The following is a 16,665-nucleotide window of genomic DNA, read 5'->3' as shown; positions in this document are numbered from 1 at the left end:
TATTTTAGTGATTTAGAATATGCATGCGCTTGTAATAATTACTAATAAAATGAACAAAACTAAGATTGCGCCTGTAGAAGTAAAAGCACCACCAACATGACCATATTCAGCACCCATGAGAAGACCTCCTCCGTATTTAGAATACATCATAAGATATGTAATGATCCCCTTAGAAGATTGGGCGTTCAGTTAAAAAAAAGACCTCTACTGGGCTACCAGCGAGGTTAAAGGCTCTACAATTAATCAGAAACTAAAATACCATCAAAGCTTTCTGGGCCCACACGTACTGTACCGAGAAGATTAGAAGAAACAAATGCTGTATAAGTGAGCTGAGGTGTGATGGCTGGTAAGAAATCCGCTGCTGAAAAGGTTATTACTTGCGGAGCCAATATACTAAGAGCAAAAGTTGAAGTAGCAGAATACACTTTTGGATCGGTAGCCAAGGTTCCTCTTACAATCGTAATTGTGATGCCCACTAACGCTAGCGGAAGCGTCACTGATATCGTTCCTTTAAGGAGAACACGTGGATTGGTAGTCACTCCAGCCGTTAACAGCCCAATCTGTCCAAAAAGCTGCGGCGTGTTAAGTACCGTAATAGGAATAGATATAGAGTTGGCGAGGCTGGCATTTTGAGATGTTCTTGCATCAAGGTAAGTTCCCATCGTTGCACCCCCTTTATAAATTGGCATACCATAATATATTAGTGTTCTCGATAGAATGCATAGCCACATTACCAGTGTAAAACGATTGTTTTATAAAACTCATAGGCAAGATCTATTTATCATCTTTTTTCGTCCCCTCCCTTTTATTAAAAGCTAATTCAAACAAACCGGTCGCTGATAGTCCCGCAAGCCCCCCCGCCCAGAGTCTCAGAATCAGATTCATATCAGTGAACGGGTAGGCAACTGCTCCAACCAGCAAGCCAATAGCCAACCCCACTACTGGCACAATGTTCCGCGGAAGTTCAATGCTATTCTTCACAAGTTGTACAAGTGCCATTACAAAAACAGCTAGGACTGAAGCAAAGGCAAGCACACTGTTGAGAGCATCGTTATACATGTTTTTTAATCCTCCTTATTTCATTTTTTACTTCCTGTTACAAGTAAACCTGCACGGTTCAGCACCGTTAATATGCGATAGAAATCGTAACTGCCACCCGATGGAGTATCGAGAAGTCCTGCCGCAGTCGCTGCTTTCACAGCCGCTTCAGCCCATGCAGGGACATTCATGACTGCCCGATTTTCAATGAATGTCACCCGATCCGTAAGCTTATTAATCGACTGCCCCTGTTCTTGCACACCTGTTTTCAGCGTATCCCTGCTATCTGTAAGAGCTGCTATAAGAGCACGCAGTTCCTTTACTTCCGATTCTAGACTAACAAGCTTTTGCTTATCCTCTGCTGACATCTCATCATCTCCTCCCATGGATTTGTCGTCATATTGATACAGATTATAGGTATTCATAATTTGAATCAGCTTAGCTGCATAGTTCGGATCAGTAGCGTAACCAGCTGCGGCAATCTCTTGTGCGGCCACCTTGCCACTCGCACCGAGAACCTTGCTGTAAAGGTTGCGATTCCATGAGACTCCATTCACAATCAAGTCGGAATGATCCGCGATAGATTCTCCCCAGTTGTTATAGGCTCGAAAAGGGGCATTCACTTTAACAGCTTTACCGTTAATATATTCGGTAGTTTGTACAGTAATGCTGCCAGCAGGTCCACTTCCTTTGATCCCAAACAAATTATTCGCTTTCACAGTCAATCCACTGCTGCCCCAGCCTGACTCCAGAGCCGCTTGAGCAATGGTTAACGAAGCAGGAACCTTAGTGAGCTGCATGTCCTTTACAGCAAAATTCGCAATCTTCGCTATAAACTCGCCTTCTGTCATCTCATCACATCCTCTCCGTTTATTAAATGCGAGGCATCATAAAATGACTGTGCTTATCCCCTTCTAACATTGTGTTTTTACTAGATTCGAATCCAACTCGGCAACAAAAAAAAGCCATCCCATTACCCATGAAATGACTGCTGGAGTAGCCTCAATGATCTGAACATCTAACTTCCTAATTACATCTCATTCGCTTACGAATCATCTATCGGACTCAGCTGACCTTATACGCAGCGTTAGCTCACTTTTTGGATATTAACGGACACCACAGCCGCAATTGGCACCAAAAACACTCAATAACAGGCTCTTCATATAGAATAATGTCTCTGAGGTCCGAAAGCACGCTCAAAAGGTTAAAAATATGCTAATAACGTCATCCGGGTCCTTAAGCTTCAGTGGACTGAATATGACTCGGCGGTGTAAAAGCAGCCAAACAACGATCCAAAAAAAGGAGTAGTAGTTCTCCTATTATTAGAGAACTACTACTCCTTTGTCTTTCATGACATCGACCACTGCTATCCACTATGACGTAGAGCGTCTATGTAAAATGGAAGGGTGCACTTCTCGGTAGCTCAAGCGGTGCCTTAGGTCCTGCATAATGCATCCTCAACTCCTTTCACCCGGACAATATGTAATTATTAGTAAATCTAGCTTGTGAATCCCGTAGAATTAGCGTAATATATAGTAATAATTTACTATATAGGAGGGTCTAACAGACTATGCCTTCATATTATTTTAAAGAAGTATGGACACCCTTACGCTGGGTAGGTATAAAGTTTTTTCGTGATGATGATGGATTCTTATGGATTAAATGGTGGACAAAACCCAGAAAACGGTTACGTTAACGCATACTATTACATATGCCATAATACATAGGTTCAGCAGTTAGAATACTCATAATAATCTGCGCTGCCACCCCCTCCGCTTCAAGCATTGATTTGCTAGCGGAGGTCTTTATGATCCACGCTAGCAACTGATGCGTCCGTTTACTAATTCCCTACTTTTGCCCCAAATGAACGTGCCAAGAGTACCGCCTGTTCAATATCCATCCGCACTCCCTGCAGATCCAGACTCTTTAAATCAATTCCTTCAACAATCGCTTCCCGCATATCCGCTCCCTTAAGTTTGCATTGAGACAATTGTACACGGCTCAAATCCGCTCCGCGCAAGTCACTTTTTTGCAAATTACAGCCCATTAAATCCGCTTCTGTAAATCGAATCCCTCGCAGATCCTGTCTGCTTAGATTAGTATGTCTTAGGTTCGTGTACGACCAGTCCCCTCCGAGTAGGGAGATCCCGTCCAAATATGCATTTGAGAAATCCGATCCTACCATCTTGCAATCTTCAAATTTAGATACAAACAAGTTCGCTCCCGTAAATTTACAATTGGTAAACGCTGAACCTTTATGGTGAGACGCATTAAGCATGGCTCCAGTAAAATCACAATCAATAAATCGGCAGCCAATAGAGTTCATCTCTTCCATAGAAGTGCCTTTGAAGGAGCATTGCTCGAATGTGCAGTTATTTAACTCACCATCCTGCAAGCTTCCTTGATCAAAATTGTGATTACGGAACGTTTCATTAAGGTATTGGTACATATAAATCTCATCACCTTCGTTAGTATTAAAAAAATTAATTCTTAATTAAAAATAGCACTTTAGTAGATTGTTCTCAACATTCCCTTTCGATATAATAGCAAATAAACAATGGGGAGGAAAATTATGGATGTGTCCAGCAGGAAAGAACCATTCCGTTATGTTATGAACCATCCGCTTGAATGCTGGATTGAAGTTCCGCTTAACAATTCCGGTCCAGGTGCTGGAAAGTTAACAGAGGCTGTATTACTCGATCTTAGCCGTTCGGGTTGTAAGGTACGTACTCCTTTGAATCTTCGATTCACTGCAAGAGATACTAGGCTTATTATTCATCTTCAATTAAATGAAGAGAAGCTTCAGCTCTTATGCAGCGTCCGGTGGGGTTGGATGTTTGGGCTTGGCCAATATCAATATGGAGTTAAATTCCGCTTGGACGAAAATGAGGAAGAACGCCTAATAAGAGAGCTTGAAACATGGACCGCCACCCTTCGGGTTGAAGGTCTGTAGAACTTACCCTAACAGATGCCCTTCACTTAGAAGGACGTCTTTTTTTTGCACAAAAACGAAGACAAAGCTAAATCGCTCTGCCTCCGTTCAAAAAACTATTCCGCAAAGTTGTGGCTAGACGTCCACTCTTTTATTAACTAGCTTGATGATGACCACTATAAGAAGAACTGCTATCACCGCTTCAAACAGAAGAGGAGCTAGATTCAAATGACCCTGTATAAGCTGTATCCCATTTGCGGTATCCATCTCATCTATGACCTCGAACTGGAATACACTTTCCCAAGCAGTGAAGTTACTTTTGAAAATAAAATACTCCAAATAGAATATTCCATTCTGTAACAAATACGCAGTGGCCAGCCCAATCCATACTCGCCCCTTAAATTTCACACTTCGTGCAACCGTAATGGAGACCATCAAGGTAAGCATGATATAACCGGCAAACCAATACGCCTGCAAGAGAACTAACAATCCCACTTTCCAGAAATTCTCCGGAAGAAATGAGGAGGGATACATTGAAAGATACACACCAAAATGGATCAAAGCTATTAAAATAATACCCAGCATTAGAGCTAAATAGAGCACTAACGGAGAAAGGACTGTGTTCAAAGTTCTTACGGGCACTAGGCGACGATTATAGGAATTTATATTGTTAAAAAAGGTTTTTGCTGCCATGACAAGAAAGATCAGTCCTGCAATAACATAAGCTATTCCGTTCATAGTAAACCGTTCATAGTCATGCAGTTTGGTAAATCCTAACCCAATCTGCGCCAGAATTATGATTACAAAAACTGCAAGAAACTTATCCCTATCCCGTCTAAAATCATACTTCACTAGCTTTAGCATTCTGCGTACACCTCTCTGAACAGTTCGTCAATACTTTTGCCATGGCGTAGCCGAATATCCTCCACCGCAGTATGCATCAGAATTTCTCCTTCTTTTATAAAAATCACATCATCAAAGATCCGCTCAATATCCGATACTAAATGGGTTGATAAGAGAATGGTACTGTCCTCTTCATAAAACTCTACTAACGCGTTAAGAATTTTTGTTCTAGCTACCGGATCTACACCACCAATGGGTTCATCCAGCAAATAAAGGCTAGCTCGGCGTGATAGGGCAAGTGTAAGCTGTAAACGTTCGTTCATCCCTTTGGACAGGTCCTTTACCTTATCTTGCGCTCTTAGTTTCATAAACTCCAACATTCGCGAGGCTTTAGTCTGATCAAAATCCGGATAGAAGTCAGTTTGGAATTTCAGAGCATCAGAAACACTCATCCAGGATTCTGTAAGCGGCTTATCAGGCATAAACGACACCACCGCTTTACTTTCTGTTCCTACAGAACCCCCAATGACGGATACACGACCAGAGGTAGGTTGTGTCAGTCCAGCGATGATTTTCATAAGTGTACTTTTGCCGCTGCCGTTACTGCCCAGCAGTCCTGTGATCTTACCCGCACTCAGATTAAAAGATACCTTGTGGAGGGCATGCTTGGATCTATATTTTTTTGTAACTTCATGAACCTCAAGTATATTTCCCAACTTGTTTATCCCCCTATTCTTTATCCTTGTTACGGATATTCTCCGCAACCGCCGCTAAAATATCTTCGCCTTGAAAGCCAAGATCCTGCATACCACGAATGAAACGATCTAGCACATCTTTGGCCATTTCTTTTTTGATGGTCAGGATAGTACCTTCATTACTTGTGACGTATCTTCCCATTCCACGCCGGGTTTCCACGATTTCTTCACGCTCCAGTTCCTGAAAAGTTCTTTGCACCGTATTCGGATTAATCTGCAGTTCACTGGCAAGTTCTCGTACTGAGAGTATTTTGTCTCCCGGTTTCAGCTTGCCTGTGACGATTTCACCTTTGATGTAATTCATGATCTGTATATAAATCGGCAGGTTGTTATCGAATTCGATTGTCATGATTAAGCAACATCCCTTCGTCTAAAGACGGAGAAACCTACGAGAAGAAAGACAGCTGTGTATAAGACAAGCATCACGACAGAAAAGGTCAGTGTCATTCCAGGCATAGGTGCTCCTCCACCTTCATAAGCAGATAAATTTAAGTTTGGAAACAGAACATATTTGTAAAAATCACGAGAAATAATCAATTTGTCTATCATTAACGCAAACATAGTAGCCCCTATCGTTACTCCCGTTGAAGTGGTCAATATCCCCAGCATAAAAGCAAGTGTTCCATACACAACCGTACTAACGAGATTATACAATAGGTTTGTAAGCATCTCACTCATACCCGCTTCTCCACCACTTAGTCCAAACCACAAAGCTCCTGTTCCAAAAACGGCTATACCTCCGATGACAGTCAAAGTCAAAGCATACAACAGTACAACCACATATTTGGATGCGAGGATTGCTGTACGGCTTCTGGCGCGGATAAGCAGGAACTTGATGGTTCCTTGACTATACTCTTTTGAGACAATACCTGCTGTTCCGATAATCGCAAGAATTGTAATCACTTGCCCAATCCCTTGGGAAAGCAGCATCATTGCTGAAAAATCATAAGCTGATTCAAACAGGCCAGGTGAGACAGAATGAACTATATAACCTAACAGCAGGGATAATAGAATTAATATCAGATATGGCATAAAAAATGTGCGTTTTTTTGAGAGCTTGAGCCATTCATTCACAATCAGATTATTAAAGTTACGCAATGCGGTTTCCTCCTGTCCATTTCAAGAAATCTTCCTCAAGACTTTGTTTATTCTCCGTAATCCGAAAAATCCCCACACCTTCATCACTAAAAGTAGATACAAGCTCCGGTACTCTGCTATCAAGCAGACTTACTGTCACTTCAGATCGCGCGCTATCCATAGAGATCAATTCCGCATAATCCAAGCGCTCCAAGATATTTATAGCGGATTCGATTGATCCTACACGGATGGTGAGCTTCACTTGTGCGGTTGCTTCCTGCTCCTCACCAATCGTAGTTACGGTCACCAGCTTACCATTCTGGATCACAATAGCCCGATGGCATATTTGTTCAATTTCAGTAAGTAAATGGCTGGAAATCAGAATAGAAATGCCTTCCACTTCGGCGATGGTACGCATATAATCACGCATTTCCCGTATTCCGGCCGGATCAAGTCCGTTCGTAGGTTCATCTAAAATCAATAACTTTGGCCGATTGAGAAGCGCCTGAGCAATCCCAAGACGTTGGCGCATCCCCAGCGAATAAGCCTTTACTTTTTTATTCATCGCTTCTTGAAGTCCTACCAGTTCTACAACCTCATCTATTCTGCCAGCCTCAATGTTATCCGTCATTCTTTGGTACTGCTTCAGATTATCAAGTCCAGTCATATAGGGATAAAACTCTGGATTTTCAATTATCGCACCGATATGGCCAATCGCCTGCTTAAAATCCTTTTTCACACTGTGGCCTTGGATAATCACATCGCCTTCGCTCATCCTTATTAAACCCGTCATCATTCGAATCGTTGTGGTCTTTCCTGCACCGTTTGGACCTAGCAATCCAACAATTTCACCCTTACGGATATCAAATGTCAGCTTATCCACAATCGGTCTTCCTTTGATGATCTTACTTACCTCATTCATTTGCAGAACGATTGAATCTTGCATTTCTATACCACTCCCCTGTTTCATGCGAATCCTCCCTGCCAACTAATGTATTGTTCATTTTTTATATTGTGTCAGTGTCATAGTTAAATAGTACACTAATATATTGTTGGAGTAAAGCCCAAAATAATAAATTCATGCAAATAAGGGCTTTCTATTAGACTTTCAGCCAAGCCAAAAAGTTATATGAACATAGATTAGATAACAAAGGAGGAATTACAAATGAAAAAAGAAGTTCACATTTCTCAGACTTTCCCTCGCTTGACCGTGTACGATGAAGAAAACTTCAATGGACGCCGTAGAGTATATACTGGCAACCTGGGTATTCGTAATACGGACAACATCCTCGATGGTATTGAGAGCCTTCGGTTCTTCTCTACTAGCAGCAATGCTACACTGGTACTCTTCACAAGAACCCGGTTTAGAGGAAATTTCCGTGTTCTTCGCGGGAACCGCAACATTAGGGATCTGGATGATTTCATTTCAGGTAATGACGTGGAATCCATTATTTCTACTAACCAACGCTTAACCCTCGAACAAATCCGTAATATCCGCAGCAGCGGTAACTTGCCTTCGGGATATCGTTTGATCTAGGAATTGCTTACAACAACAAAAAGGAGTAATCCGGAGCCTAGCGCCCAGGTCACTCCTTTTTCCAGTCGAAACTACCGCATTCATTTATGGTAAATCTGGCGGCGAGTTGTCGAAAACGACAGTTCGTCAATCGAACTTGGAGGGATTAACCATGATTACAAAAAAAGTAACATCTGTAATATATCCTAGGCTAAGAGTGTTTAGTGAGGAGAACTTTCGGGGGCTTCGCAGAACTCTTCGCGGCAACCTGGGCATTACAGATATAGATTCAGTCCTTACAGGAATAGAAAGCTTGCGCTTCTTCTCCACAAATCCGAACGCTACGCTTGTGTTATTCGATCGTTCTGCCTTCCGCGATAATTTCGTCATTTTGCGTGGTAACCGCAGCATCCGCGAACTGGACGACTTTCTGCGAAGAGGAGATGTCGAATCGCTCATTTCAAGCAATCAACGGCTGACCCCGGCGCAGGTTCGCACCATTCAACGTACCGGCAGCTTGCCATCAGGATATCGTTTGATCTAATTCAATGAGGACGCAGTTTAAGCCATAAGCTTAAGGTGCGCCCTCTTTTATTTTCCGCTATAATGACTCCATACATATTAAACAGGAAAGAAGGCTACTTTATGGAACCGATCGTTTCTACTCGATGGCTGCTTGCTCGGTTATACGAGCCTGAACTTGTTATAGTCGATTGCCGTTTTTTACTCACGGATCCGGAAGCTGGGCGTAAAGCCTATACGGAAGATCATATTCCCGGAGCACTTTATCTACATCTGGAAGAACAGCTTTCCGCTCCAGTAAGCGCACACGGTGGACGCCACCCACTGCCTGAGATCTCGAAGCTAACCACCGTTCTTAGCAAGGTTGGCATTAACAGAGATAGCATTGTCGTTGCTTATGATGATCAAGGTGGAGCTTACGCTTCCCGTTTATGGTGGATGCTCAGTTATTTAGGGCATGAACGTGTGTATGTAATGGATGAAGGCTACTCTGCTTGGAAAAATGGTAAGTTTCCCGTCAGTGATCATCAAGCGGTTAGGATTCCTAGCCAGTATGAAGCAGATGTTCAGAAGAAGATGCTTGTTAGCATGGAAGATGTGCAAAATGTAGTTAACGACGGTGGCGCACTATTGATGGATTCCCGCGAGTCCCGCCGCTATGAAGGACTTGAAGAACCCATTGATCCGAAGGCAGGTCATATTCCCGGAGCGATCAATAAGTTCTGGAAGGATGTACTGGATGAGCAAGGGCGCTGGAAATCAACTGAGGTGCTGAAAGAGCATTATGAGGGAATTGATCCTGAGCAAGAAATTATCGTGTACTGCGGTTCAGGTGTAAGTGCCTGCCCGAATGTGCTCGCGCTAGGCAAAGCCGGGTACAAGAATGTGAAGCTGTATGCAGGAAGCTGGAGTGATTGGATTTCATATGAGGAGAATCCGGTGGCTACTGGAGGAGAGTAAAATACAAGAGCCCGCGTCCGACGCGGGCTCTTGTATTTATGAGTAACTCCGATAGATAGCTAAAATCAACAAATCAAAACTCAAGTCAACAGTTAGCTAACTTTAACTACCTCTTTTATGCTGTTTAGATCGGTCAAATCCTTTCCCAATGCGCTTTCTAGCTGATTATTCCCTCTGTTTACTCCTTTACTATGTTTGGAGAAATTATTCTAAAAATCGCTGATCCGCAGCTGATTCTCCGCGTCCAACAGCTCGAATTGATTTCGATTAAACCGGATCAGCCCGTCCTGTGCCATTCGCTGCAGCTCTCTGGACAAGGCGCTGCGGTCAACAGTCAAATAATCAGCCAGGTCGCTGCGGGTAAACGGAATTTCAAAACAGGCGGAATTGTTTTTTTTGGTCTGGAGGGCCAAATAATGCAGGATACGGTCCCGCAGCGATTTGTGGGAGACCAGATCCAGCTTTTGATAGATAGACCGGTTGTTCTCAAGCAGCAGGGCCAACATATTCTCAATGATCCGTCCCCTTAAATGGCAAGTGTCCTGGCCGGGCCGGACGATTTTATTTATTTTGATAAACAGAATCCGGCATTCCGATCCCGCCACCGCTTCATAGCCGCTGTGCTCTTGGACAAGGCGAAGCGCCGTTTCGCCAAAGATTTCTCCATCCCCGAGTTCCGAGAAAATAAATCTCATGCCTGAGATATTATCTTTGCACAGCAAAACATTGCCATGGATAATAATGCCCACCGAATCCAGAATATCGTCTTTTCTAAAAACAACCTCCTTCCGCGCAAAATCCTTGATTGTGCCCTGCAGGCAGCTCAGTGCTTGCTGCACCTCCCGGTCCGCGAATCCCTTAAACAAAGTGGTGCTCTGTATCCTGCTCAGATATTTCTGCAATTTTCTCAGCCTCCTGTTGCCATGGCAACAGAGTCATGATGAATACTCTGCTACAATAAAATAAATGAGAATAATTCTCATTAGTCATTCTCATTATATCAAATTGCAGGAATCATTCAATCAAGCAATTTGGAAATAATCAAAACACTGTACTTTGAACAGGGGGATCGTATGAGTGGAATTACAGCAGGCAAGGTATTTTTCTTAACAGATATGATCAGCGTCAAGCCGCACCGGATTGCGAGCCGAACGCTGTCATTGCCCGTAGCTGCAGCCGAAACAGCAGCACAACCGGAATGGGTATTGTATGCCATGGATCAGGAGGAGACTATCAGTTCGGAGACCTCCCCCAAATCTAAAATCATCCATGTGCTGGAAGGCGAGCTTCATCTGCTGGTGGCGGCAGAGCCCTATCAATTGACAGCCGGCGCATCTGTTATCGTCCCAGCGGGCACATGGCATGATTATTCCGCCCACAGCAGCTGCAAATTTTTGCAAATCAGTATATAAAACGGAGGTATTCAAAATGGAAACAGGTTTATTTATTAAAAAACTGCCGCAATCCGCAGTCATAGATTTGAAAGAAATCATCACAATAGAGGAACAGCAGGTTTCCAGTCTGAACCTTGTACAGCGGCCAAATCTGGCAATGACCTTACTTTCGCTGGATAAAGGCTCGTCGATTGGGGGCCATTCTTCCCCGGGCGATGCCATGGTCAACATTTTGTCCGGGCAAGCGGAAATTACAATTGGAGAAGATAACTACACAGTTCATGCGGGGGAGACCCTAGTTATGCCGGCCAATATTCCGCATGCCCTATACGCAACAGAAGCGTTTCAGATGCTTCTGGTTGTAGTCAAGCCGGATAAGTAATGGGGTGAATGCGATGAAAAAGGAAGTAGGCCATAATTTTTTGGCGCGGCTGGGAAAAAAACGTTTGCGGCCCGGCGGCGTTGCAGCAACCAACTGGCTGATCCAGCAAGCCAATCTGAGTACGGACAGCCAGGTTTTGGAGGTAGCCTGCAATATGTGCACCACCTCCATTCAACTGGCCGGGAAATACCACTGTCAAATTACCGGCATTGATATGGACCCGCGGGCGCTGGAAAAAGCAAACCGAAATATTAAAAATGCCAATCTGGAAAACTATATCCATGTCCGGCAAGGCAATGCGATGAAGCTCCCTTTTGAGAATGAGAGCTTTGACGTTGTCATTAATGAAGCCATGCTCACGATGCTTAACCAGCCTGCGAAGGAAAAGGCAGTCGCCGAATACTATCGGGTACTAAAGCCTGGCGGCATTCTGCTAACACATGATATTACCTTTGCCAAGGAAAATATGGAAGAACATCTAGCCGAGCTTCGCCGCACCATTCACATCAATGTCGAGCCGCTGTCTGTTGGGCATTGGGCGGGATTGTTCCACTCCGCAGGCTTTAAGCAAGTAGACAATGCTACCGGTCCCATGTCCTTAATGAGTATCAATGGACTCATTCGCGATGAAGGGGTTATCGGGGCGCTGCGTATTGTGAAAAACGGGCTCAAGAAAGAGAACCGGGAACAGTTCAAAAAGATGTATACCTTTTTTAATACGACGGGTAAAGATCTGAATTATATTGCCGTTTGCAGCAGCAAAAAATAGTTGGGCGCAGGCCTATCATGTCTTATGATAGGTTTTTATTTTCACTGTAATTGAGAATAATTATCAATAAAATTCATCAACATTACCATCTAGCTGTCAAAATAACCGCTTGAAAGGAACTCACGATGAAAGCTAAATCTGTTTATGCCTTGTGCCTCAGTTTACTGTTAAGTTTATTTTTTATGTTAAGTGCCTGTTCGCAACAAAAAAATGAAAATTCGCCCAAATCCGCCGCTCCCTCCGCTGGCCCGGCAGAAACACTGAATATCACGGTCGGCGGCCCTCCTTCTCCGCCTTCTCTGCCTATTCTGAGGCTAATTGAATCCAAGGCATTGGGAGAATCGGTCAACATCGAGTTCAAAACCTGGGAGTCCATCGACACGCTGACCGCGCTGGCTAAGGACAATCAAGTAAGCTTCTTAGCTCTGCCGCTGAACAATGCCGTCGTGATGTATAACAAGGGAATGGATCTTTCCTTGATGAATGTGAATACCTGGTCAGTGATGAGCATGATTACAACAGATCCGTCCATCCAGAGCTGGGCGGATCTTAAAGGAAAAACGCTGTATGTGCCTATGAAATCCTCGCCTGTCGATTATATTACGCAGACCTTTTTGAAGCATAACGGACTGGAGCCAGGGAAAGACATCACATTGCATTACACCCAGCTGGCTGAGGGAGCTCAGCTGCTGTTATCCGGCAAGGCCTCCACAATTGTGAGCATTCAGCCGCAAATTACCGCGATACAAATGAAAAATGATCAGGTGCGCTCGATTGTGGATTACAAAAAGGAATGGCAGCAGGTTACCAAATTAAACACCGATCTGCCCAACGCCGGACTCGCAACCAAGCAGTCAGTAATTGCCAGCCAGCCGGAACTGGTCGCCCGCTTCCAGGAAGCATATCAAAAAGCGCTGCAATGGACGCTGGACAACCCCAAAGAGGCGGCTCAGTTGGCCAACAAGTATTTCAAGCTGGATGCCGGTGTGGTTGAGAAAGCGATTCCGCATATGGCGCTGGATTTCGCCTCCGCTTCCGAGAGCAAAGAGGTTCTGTCAACGTATTACCAGACGCTGATGAATTACAGCAAGGACAGCATTGGAGGCAAGCTTCCCGATGAACAGTTCTATTATCAGCCTAAGTAAAAAAGCCATATCCCTGTTGGGCATAGCCTTGCTGTGGCAGCTTGTAGCTATACAGATGGACCCTTTTGTCCTGCCTGGCCCGCTGGAGACGATGCGCACGGTCCTGAGCTATTTCGGTGATCCGGAGTTTTATTATGCAGTTTATCGCACGCTGCTCAAGCTGCTGATCGGCATGGTCTGCGTTCTGCTGCTGGGCGGCTGTCTGGGGCTGCTGCTTGGACTTTATCCGCGTTGGAAGCCTTATCTGGAACCTGTCATCGATATAATGCAATCCCGATCGCCTGGCTGGGCATCGCGATCATTTGGTTTGGGCTTACGGATCTGCCTGCAATTTTTATTATCGTGTTGTCCACTACACCGGTTTTGGTGGTCAATCTGTACGAGGGATTTGCGGCGATCGATGGCAAATTGATGCGGATGGCCAAGGTCTATCATGTGCCCGGCAATAAGATTCTCCGGCATATTATATTGCCTTCGCTCAAAAGCTATCTGAAATCAGGCATGATCACCTCAGCGGGACTGGGCTGGAAGCTGGCCGTAATGGCGGAGCTGTTGACCTCCGTCGACGGGATCGGCAGCCTGCTGTCCGATGCCAGAACAAATCTGGAGACCGATCGTGTGTTTGCCCTGGCGTTGTTTATGGCTATTTTCTGGAATGTGATCAAATCTTGCATTACATTTCTGTTCCGCAGCAGGGTAAGCCTGCCGACGCATTTGAATAAATAAGGGTGGGGCTTATGCTTATTACACTACAAGAAGTTTCCAAACGCTATTCGGGAGTTCCAATCCTGGAAAAAATCAGTCTTGAAATCCAGATGCCGAAAATCATTTGTATTCTAGGCCCTTCAGGTGCGGGAAAGACAACGTTGCTGAATATCCTGTCACAGTCCGAAAGCGCCGATTCCGGCAGGGTCACTGTGCATCCAGAGCTAAAGCTGTCCTATGTCTTTCAAGAGGATTGTTTGCTGCCGTGGTCTACAGTTGGTGAGAATATCAGCTTTGTTAAGGAGGCTTCTCCGACCTCTGCGTCGGAAATCGAAGCATTTTTGGAAGAGGTCGGGCTTGCTGCCTACAAGAATCATTATCCTCATCAGCTGTCAGGAGGCATGCGGCAGCGCTGCTCCATTGCCCGCGCTTTTTATCACGGCGGAAATATGCTGCTGATGGACGAGCCTTTTCACTCCCTGGACTATCATCTGCGGTTTGATTTAGTTCAGAAATTAATCGCATTGTGGGAGCGCAAGAAATGCGCCATCGTTTTTGTTACGCATGATATTGATGAAGCCCTGCTGTTGGGGGATGAAATTATGATCTTGTCCCGACATCCGGGCAGGATTGTAAAAATTATTGAAATTGATACTCCGCAGCGCAGCCGTTCGCTGAAAGAGCTGAGCCTGCTGAAGATTCGCGCCGAAATTCTGGAGCAGCTGCTGACGGCACAGTAATTGCCTGAATGATGCAGAGCATTTCAAAAACAGGTATATAGAAAACGCGAGTCTGGGCGGCATTGCCCTGAACTCGCGTTTTTGTGCTAAGTGATTCGGTTATGTATTTCTAGCGCCTATTTTGCCGGGTATCGTTTCAACTGCTGCTCAAACACGGTATTATAGTAAAATTTTCGCGGATAGGTATCCTCCTTCAACACCTTGTAAAGCACGGATTGACCTTCTTCATAACGGACCGCAAATTCACATTCATCATAAAAACGCCGGGACAGCTCACGGATATTGTCTTTCTCGGACGAACAGCGCCATCCGAAATAAATCATGTCTAGCTGGTCCAGAGGATCACGGTAAGTGTCGAGGACAATACAAGCGTTTGGTTGCTCTGGATTGCTGTAAACGAGCACATGTCCGGTGTGAACAGGGTTGGCAAAAAAATGTTCATAAATCTCAGCAACGGGTACTGTAATACCCAATTGATCCATGATGATCTGAAAATTCGGGTGCGGAATATAGGTATCACTCTGCTCATCCGGGTACTCCACCAATTCTGTAATGGATGCCATGACCCCAAATTCATACTTCATATAAACATCCTTCCTGTTGATTGCTTGAAAAATATCCCTATGCTTGCTATGATAACAAAATTATTAGGATGAGAGGCGATTTTCATGAAAAAAAAGCTGCGTTCTATCACGCTCAGGGAACTGGAATACAGCTATATATTGGGCATGAGAATCCATGACGAACGGAGTCTGCTTGAATTAAAGATTTATCATAAAAATGTAAAGCTCCACCCCCTCCGCATCCAACTCCTAACATGGGATGATCCTATTGCCGGTTGTCCGCTAAATACAGGCTATCTGCTGCAAAACCATAAAAAGGGTTTTGAAGATGTCTATAATCTAAATCATCCACAGCGTATCCGCGAATGGATCGAATATGGAACGGCTAAAGGCTGGGACGGCACCCGGACAATAGAGATCATAAATGGATTGGATGCTATGCAGGAAATGGGCTATGATATTACTTCATTGCGCACCTCTATATAATCAGTCGAAAACCTGTTCCAGTGCTTGCGGATAATAAGGGCTGATAATTTTATAGGCATTCAAGTGAGGATTGCTTAAATCATTATCATAAATGATCATATGCTGTCTGCTTTTTAAAATAATATCAAATCGTTGCTTGCAGTCAGCCTGAACTATCGTAATATAATAGCTGAAGTTTTTGTCAGAACTGACATTTCGGGCCGATTTCATTAATTGAACATGAGAGAAATCAGCAAAAATCCGCTCAATAACAGCAGGATCAGTAATAATGATGTCTTTCTTTTCACCGGGAACTGAAGACAATCGCGAGATTTCTAGAGAGGCGATTTCTTCCAAACGGATGGTATTGGCTACGATTCGTTTAAACGAAGTATAGCGGCTTGCTGTATAGGCCATCAAAGAGACACCTACCCCTGTCAGAAGCGCACCGACAAGCATATATTTTCTATTTTTATCCATTTCCCCATTCCTCCCAGTAATACGATTAAGTAAACTACAATTATAAAACTATATAGACACCGGTGCAAATTCAGAAACATAAAGTTCAAACGGTACAAAAGGGCGGTGAGCTCCTAATCCTCAAGCTCGTCCAGCTTCGCTTCCAATTCAGCCAGCTTACGATTCGCTTGATCCAATATTTCTTGAAGCTCTGCAGCTTCTGCTCGTTTTATTTCTTTTTTAACGGCCTTAATCTGCTGCTCCAAATAAAGAATATCGGCTTCATTTCCTGAGTTGTTCCAGATCTGTGAGTAAGTCATAGTCAGCCTCCGTTTATCTATGTCGACGATTCAATCATAACCCGCATTCCACTTCTTCAGATTAATCGATGCTACTCGTG

General features: G+C 44.2%; 25 protein-coding genes. 11 read left to right on the top strand and 14 right to left on the bottom strand.

Features of this window, described 5'->3' with window-relative positions; translation table 11 throughout:
* Nucleotides 1-12 precede the first annotated feature (12 nt).
* From NSQ91_RS13785 to NSQ91_RS13765, 5 genes are all read right to left on the bottom strand, one after another.
* Complete coding sequence (locus tag NSQ91_RS13785) at nucleotides 13-117, bottom strand: sporulation protein YjcZ (protein WP_111503812.1); 105 nt, start codon at nucleotides 115-117, stop codon at nucleotides 13-15.
* A gap of 122 nt (nucleotides 118-239) precedes the next feature.
* Nucleotides 240-662: a hypothetical protein gene (locus NSQ91_RS13780; protein ID WP_076126105.1), complete on the bottom strand. Its 423-nt coding sequence runs from the start codon at nucleotides 660-662 to the stop codon at nucleotides 240-242.
* A 112-nt stretch (nucleotides 663-774) separates the two neighbouring features.
* Nucleotides 775-1,059: a holin gene (locus NSQ91_RS13775; protein ID WP_076126104.1), complete on the bottom strand. Its 285-nt coding sequence runs from the start codon at nucleotides 1,057-1,059 to the stop codon at nucleotides 775-777.
* A 20-nt stretch (nucleotides 1,060-1,079) separates the two neighbouring features.
* Nucleotides 1,080-1,889, bottom strand: a complete 810-nt coding sequence (locus NSQ91_RS13770; RefSeq protein WP_076280758.1) for a glycoside hydrolase family 73 protein — start codon at nucleotides 1,887-1,889, stop codon at nucleotides 1,080-1,082.
* A 989-nt stretch (nucleotides 1,890-2,878) separates the two neighbouring features.
* Nucleotides 2,879-3,487: a pentapeptide repeat-containing protein gene (locus NSQ91_RS13765; RefSeq protein ID WP_076126101.1), complete on the bottom strand. Its 609-nt coding sequence runs from the start codon at nucleotides 3,485-3,487 to the stop codon at nucleotides 2,879-2,881.
* 123 nt (nucleotides 3,488-3,610) lie between these two features.
* Here NSQ91_RS13765 and NSQ91_RS13760 point away from each other — a divergent pair, with 123 nt between their 5' ends.
* A complete protein-coding gene (locus NSQ91_RS13760; protein WP_076126099.1) occupies nucleotides 3,611-3,991 on the top strand; it encodes a PilZ domain-containing protein in 381 nt (126 codons plus the stop codon).
* A gap of 114 nt (nucleotides 3,992-4,105) precedes the next feature.
* Here NSQ91_RS13760 and NSQ91_RS13755 read toward each other — a convergent pair whose 3' ends face one another.
* The 5 genes from NSQ91_RS13755 to NSQ91_RS13735 are packed head-to-tail and all read right to left on the bottom strand — an operon-like array spanning nucleotide 4,106 to nucleotide 7,615.
* Nucleotides 4,106-4,834, bottom strand: a complete 729-nt coding sequence (locus tag NSQ91_RS13755) for a hypothetical protein (RefSeq protein WP_076304219.1) — start codon at nucleotides 4,832-4,834, stop codon at nucleotides 4,106-4,108.
* Nucleotides 4,828-5,529 carry an ABC transporter ATP-binding protein gene (locus NSQ91_RS13750; protein ID WP_076126093.1) on the bottom strand — a complete coding sequence of 234 codons (702 nt, stop codon included), beginning with the start codon at nucleotides 5,527-5,529 and terminating at the stop codon, nucleotides 4,828-4,830. Before NSQ91_RS13750 ends, NSQ91_RS13755 begins: the two co-directional genes overlap by 7 nt.
* A gap of 13 nt (nucleotides 5,530-5,542) precedes the next feature.
* Nucleotides 5,543-5,917: a GntR family transcriptional regulator gene (locus NSQ91_RS13745; protein ID WP_076101764.1), complete on the bottom strand. Its 375-nt coding sequence runs from the start codon at nucleotides 5,915-5,917 to the stop codon at nucleotides 5,543-5,545.
* Nucleotides 5,918-5,919: 2 nt separating this feature from the next.
* Nucleotides 5,920-6,666 (bottom strand): ABC transporter permease, encoded by a 747-nt coding sequence (locus tag NSQ91_RS13740; protein WP_076304218.1) that lies wholly within the window; start codon nucleotides 6,664-6,666, stop codon nucleotides 5,920-5,922.
* Entirely contained in the window at nucleotides 6,659-7,615 is a 957-nt protein-coding gene (locus NSQ91_RS13735; RefSeq protein ID WP_081386289.1) for an ABC transporter ATP-binding protein, read from the bottom strand. Before NSQ91_RS13735 ends, NSQ91_RS13740 begins: the two co-directional genes overlap by 8 nt.
* 195 nt (nucleotides 7,616-7,810) lie before the next feature.
* Between NSQ91_RS13735 and NSQ91_RS13730 the strand changes: the two genes are divergently transcribed.
* From NSQ91_RS13730 to NSQ91_RS13720, 3 genes are all read left to right on the top strand, one after another.
* Nucleotides 7,811-8,182 carry a hypothetical protein gene (locus tag NSQ91_RS13730; RefSeq protein ID WP_076126089.1) on the top strand — a complete coding sequence of 124 codons (372 nt, stop codon included), beginning with the start codon at nucleotides 7,811-7,813 and terminating at the stop codon, nucleotides 8,180-8,182.
* Nucleotides 8,183-8,333: 151 nt separating this feature from the next.
* Nucleotides 8,334-8,705 carry a hypothetical protein gene (locus tag NSQ91_RS13725; RefSeq protein WP_076304217.1) on the top strand — a complete coding sequence of 124 codons (372 nt, stop codon included), beginning with the start codon at nucleotides 8,334-8,336 and terminating at the stop codon, nucleotides 8,703-8,705.
* A 101-nt stretch (nucleotides 8,706-8,806) separates the two neighbouring features.
* Entirely contained in the window at nucleotides 8,807-9,643 is an 837-nt protein-coding gene (locus NSQ91_RS13720) for a sulfurtransferase (protein ID WP_076304216.1), read from the top strand.
* Nucleotides 9,644-9,852: 209 nt separating this feature from the next.
* Here the strand turns inward: NSQ91_RS13720 and NSQ91_RS13715 are convergent, their stop codons facing one another.
* Nucleotides 9,853-10,545, bottom strand: coding sequence for a Crp/Fnr family transcriptional regulator (locus tag NSQ91_RS13715; RefSeq protein ID WP_076126085.1), 693 nt, complete (start codon nucleotides 10,543-10,545; stop codon nucleotides 9,853-9,855).
* A gap of 171 nt (nucleotides 10,546-10,716) precedes the next feature.
* Here NSQ91_RS13715 and NSQ91_RS13710 point away from each other — a divergent pair, with 171 nt between their 5' ends.
* The 6 genes from NSQ91_RS13710 (at nucleotide 10,717) to NSQ91_RS13685 (ending at nucleotide 14,778) form a co-directional block, all read left to right on the top strand.
* A complete protein-coding gene (locus NSQ91_RS13710; RefSeq protein ID WP_076126083.1) occupies nucleotides 10,717-11,055 on the top strand; it encodes a cupin domain-containing protein in 339 nt (112 codons plus the stop codon).
* Nucleotides 11,056-11,071: 16 nt separating this feature from the next.
* Nucleotides 11,072-11,419: a cupin domain-containing protein gene (locus NSQ91_RS13705; RefSeq protein ID WP_340918227.1), complete on the top strand. Its 348-nt coding sequence runs from the start codon at nucleotides 11,072-11,074 to the stop codon at nucleotides 11,417-11,419.
* 13 nt (nucleotides 11,420-11,432) lie between these two features.
* Nucleotides 11,433-12,188, top strand: coding sequence for a class I SAM-dependent methyltransferase (locus tag NSQ91_RS13700; protein WP_076126079.1), 756 nt, complete (start codon nucleotides 11,433-11,435; stop codon nucleotides 12,186-12,188).
* Between the two features lie 125 nt (nucleotides 12,189-12,313).
* Nucleotides 12,314-13,333, top strand: coding sequence for an ABC transporter substrate-binding protein (locus tag NSQ91_RS13695; protein WP_076304215.1), 1,020 nt, complete (start codon nucleotides 12,314-12,316; stop codon nucleotides 13,331-13,333).
* Between the two features lie 231 nt (nucleotides 13,334-13,564).
* A complete protein-coding gene (locus tag NSQ91_RS13690) occupies nucleotides 13,565-14,059 on the top strand; it encodes an ABC transporter permease (RefSeq protein ID WP_340918222.1) in 495 nt (164 codons plus the stop codon).
* Between the two features lie 11 nt (nucleotides 14,060-14,070).
* Nucleotides 14,071-14,778: an ABC transporter ATP-binding protein gene (locus NSQ91_RS13685; protein WP_076126073.1), complete on the top strand. Its 708-nt coding sequence runs from the start codon at nucleotides 14,071-14,073 to the stop codon at nucleotides 14,776-14,778.
* Nucleotides 14,779-14,894: 116 nt separating this feature from the next.
* Here the strand turns inward: NSQ91_RS13685 and NSQ91_RS13680 are convergent, their stop codons facing one another.
* A complete protein-coding gene (locus NSQ91_RS13680) occupies nucleotides 14,895-15,362 on the bottom strand; it encodes a hypothetical protein (protein ID WP_076126071.1) in 468 nt (155 codons plus the stop codon).
* Between the two features lie 84 nt (nucleotides 15,363-15,446).
* Between NSQ91_RS13680 and NSQ91_RS13675 the strand changes: the two genes are divergently transcribed.
* Complete coding sequence (locus NSQ91_RS13675; RefSeq protein ID WP_076126069.1) at nucleotides 15,447-15,827, top strand: hypothetical protein; 381 nt, start codon at nucleotides 15,447-15,449, stop codon at nucleotides 15,825-15,827.
* Here NSQ91_RS13675 and NSQ91_RS13670 read toward each other — a convergent pair whose 3' ends face one another.
* Together NSQ91_RS13670 and NSQ91_RS13665 are read right to left on the bottom strand one after the other, a co-directional pair.
* Nucleotides 15,828-16,286 (bottom strand): hypothetical protein, encoded by a 459-nt coding sequence (locus NSQ91_RS13670; protein ID WP_076126068.1) that lies wholly within the window; start codon nucleotides 16,284-16,286, stop codon nucleotides 15,828-15,830.
* A gap of 113 nt (nucleotides 16,287-16,399) precedes the next feature.
* Nucleotides 16,400-16,585 (bottom strand): hypothetical protein, encoded by a 186-nt coding sequence (locus tag NSQ91_RS13665; RefSeq protein WP_076126066.1) that lies wholly within the window; start codon nucleotides 16,583-16,585, stop codon nucleotides 16,400-16,402.
* Between the last annotated feature and the right edge of the window lie 80 nt (nucleotides 16,586-16,665).

Source organism: Paenibacillus sp. FSL R7-0048 (assembly GCF_038004505.1).
GTDB lineage: Bacteria > Bacillota > Bacilli > Paenibacillales > Paenibacillaceae > Paenibacillus_AQ > Paenibacillus_AQ odorifer.
This window is presented reverse-complemented; position numbering and strand designations above follow the sequence as displayed.

What these genes read in the sequence shown, in the direction of transcription:
- NSQ91_RS13785 (WP_111503812.1), bottom strand. Translation starts at nt 117, where the DNA reads ATGGGTGCTGAATATGGTCATGTTGGTGGTGCTTTTACTTCTACAGGC.
- NSQ91_RS13780 (WP_076126105.1), bottom strand. Translation starts at nt 662, where the DNA reads ATGGGAACTTACCTTGATGCAAGAACATCTCAAAATGCCAGCCTCGCC.
- NSQ91_RS13775 (WP_076126104.1), bottom strand. Translation starts at nt 1,059, where the DNA reads ATGTATAACGATGCTCTCAACAGTGTGCTTGCCTTTGCTTCAGTCCTA.
- NSQ91_RS13770 (WP_076280758.1), bottom strand. Translation starts at nt 1,889, where the DNA reads ATGACAGAAGGCGAGTTTATAGCGAAGATTGCGAATTTTGCTGTAAAG.
- NSQ91_RS13765 (WP_076126101.1), bottom strand. Translation starts at nt 3,487, where the DNA reads ATGTACCAATACCTTAATGAAACGTTCCGTAATCACAATTTTGATCAA.
- NSQ91_RS13760 (WP_076126099.1), top strand. Translation starts at nt 3,611, where the DNA reads ATGGATGTGTCCAGCAGGAAAGAACCATTCCGTTATGTTATGAACCAT.
- NSQ91_RS13755 (WP_076304219.1), bottom strand. Translation starts at nt 4,834, where the DNA reads ATGCTAAAGCTAGTGAAGTATGATTTTAGACGGGATAGGGATAAGTTT.
- NSQ91_RS13745 (WP_076101764.1), bottom strand. Translation starts at nt 5,917, where the DNA reads ATGACAATCGAATTCGATAACAACCTGCCGATTTATATACAGATCATG.
- NSQ91_RS13735 (WP_081386289.1), bottom strand. Translation starts at nt 7,615, where the DNA reads ATGAAACAGGGGAGTGGTATAGAAATGCAAGATTCAATCGTTCTGCAA.
- NSQ91_RS13730 (WP_076126089.1), top strand. Translation starts at nt 7,811, where the DNA reads ATGAAAAAAGAAGTTCACATTTCTCAGACTTTCCCTCGCTTGACCGTG.
- NSQ91_RS13725 (WP_076304217.1), top strand. Translation starts at nt 8,334, where the DNA reads ATGATTACAAAAAAAGTAACATCTGTAATATATCCTAGGCTAAGAGTG.
- NSQ91_RS13720 (WP_076304216.1), top strand. Translation starts at nt 8,807, where the DNA reads ATGGAACCGATCGTTTCTACTCGATGGCTGCTTGCTCGGTTATACGAG.
- NSQ91_RS13710 (WP_076126083.1), top strand. Translation starts at nt 10,717, where the DNA reads ATGAGTGGAATTACAGCAGGCAAGGTATTTTTCTTAACAGATATGATC.
- NSQ91_RS13705 (WP_340918227.1), top strand. Translation starts at nt 11,072, where the DNA reads ATGGAAACAGGTTTATTTATTAAAAAACTGCCGCAATCCGCAGTCATA.
- NSQ91_RS13700 (WP_076126079.1), top strand. Translation starts at nt 11,433, where the DNA reads ATGAAAAAGGAAGTAGGCCATAATTTTTTGGCGCGGCTGGGAAAAAAA.
- NSQ91_RS13695 (WP_076304215.1), top strand. Translation starts at nt 12,314, where the DNA reads ATGAAAGCTAAATCTGTTTATGCCTTGTGCCTCAGTTTACTGTTAAGT.
- NSQ91_RS13685 (WP_076126073.1), top strand. Translation starts at nt 14,071, where the DNA reads ATGCTTATTACACTACAAGAAGTTTCCAAACGCTATTCGGGAGTTCCA.
- NSQ91_RS13680 (WP_076126071.1), bottom strand. Translation starts at nt 15,362, where the DNA reads ATGAAGTATGAATTTGGGGTCATGGCATCCATTACAGAATTGGTGGAG.
- NSQ91_RS13675 (WP_076126069.1), top strand. Translation starts at nt 15,447, where the DNA reads ATGAAAAAAAAGCTGCGTTCTATCACGCTCAGGGAACTGGAATACAGC.
- NSQ91_RS13670 (WP_076126068.1), bottom strand. Translation starts at nt 16,286, where the DNA reads ATGGATAAAAATAGAAAATATATGCTTGTCGGTGCGCTTCTGACAGGG.
- NSQ91_RS13665 (WP_076126066.1), bottom strand. Translation starts at nt 16,585, where the DNA reads ATGACTTACTCACAGATCTGGAACAACTCAGGAAATGAAGCCGATATT.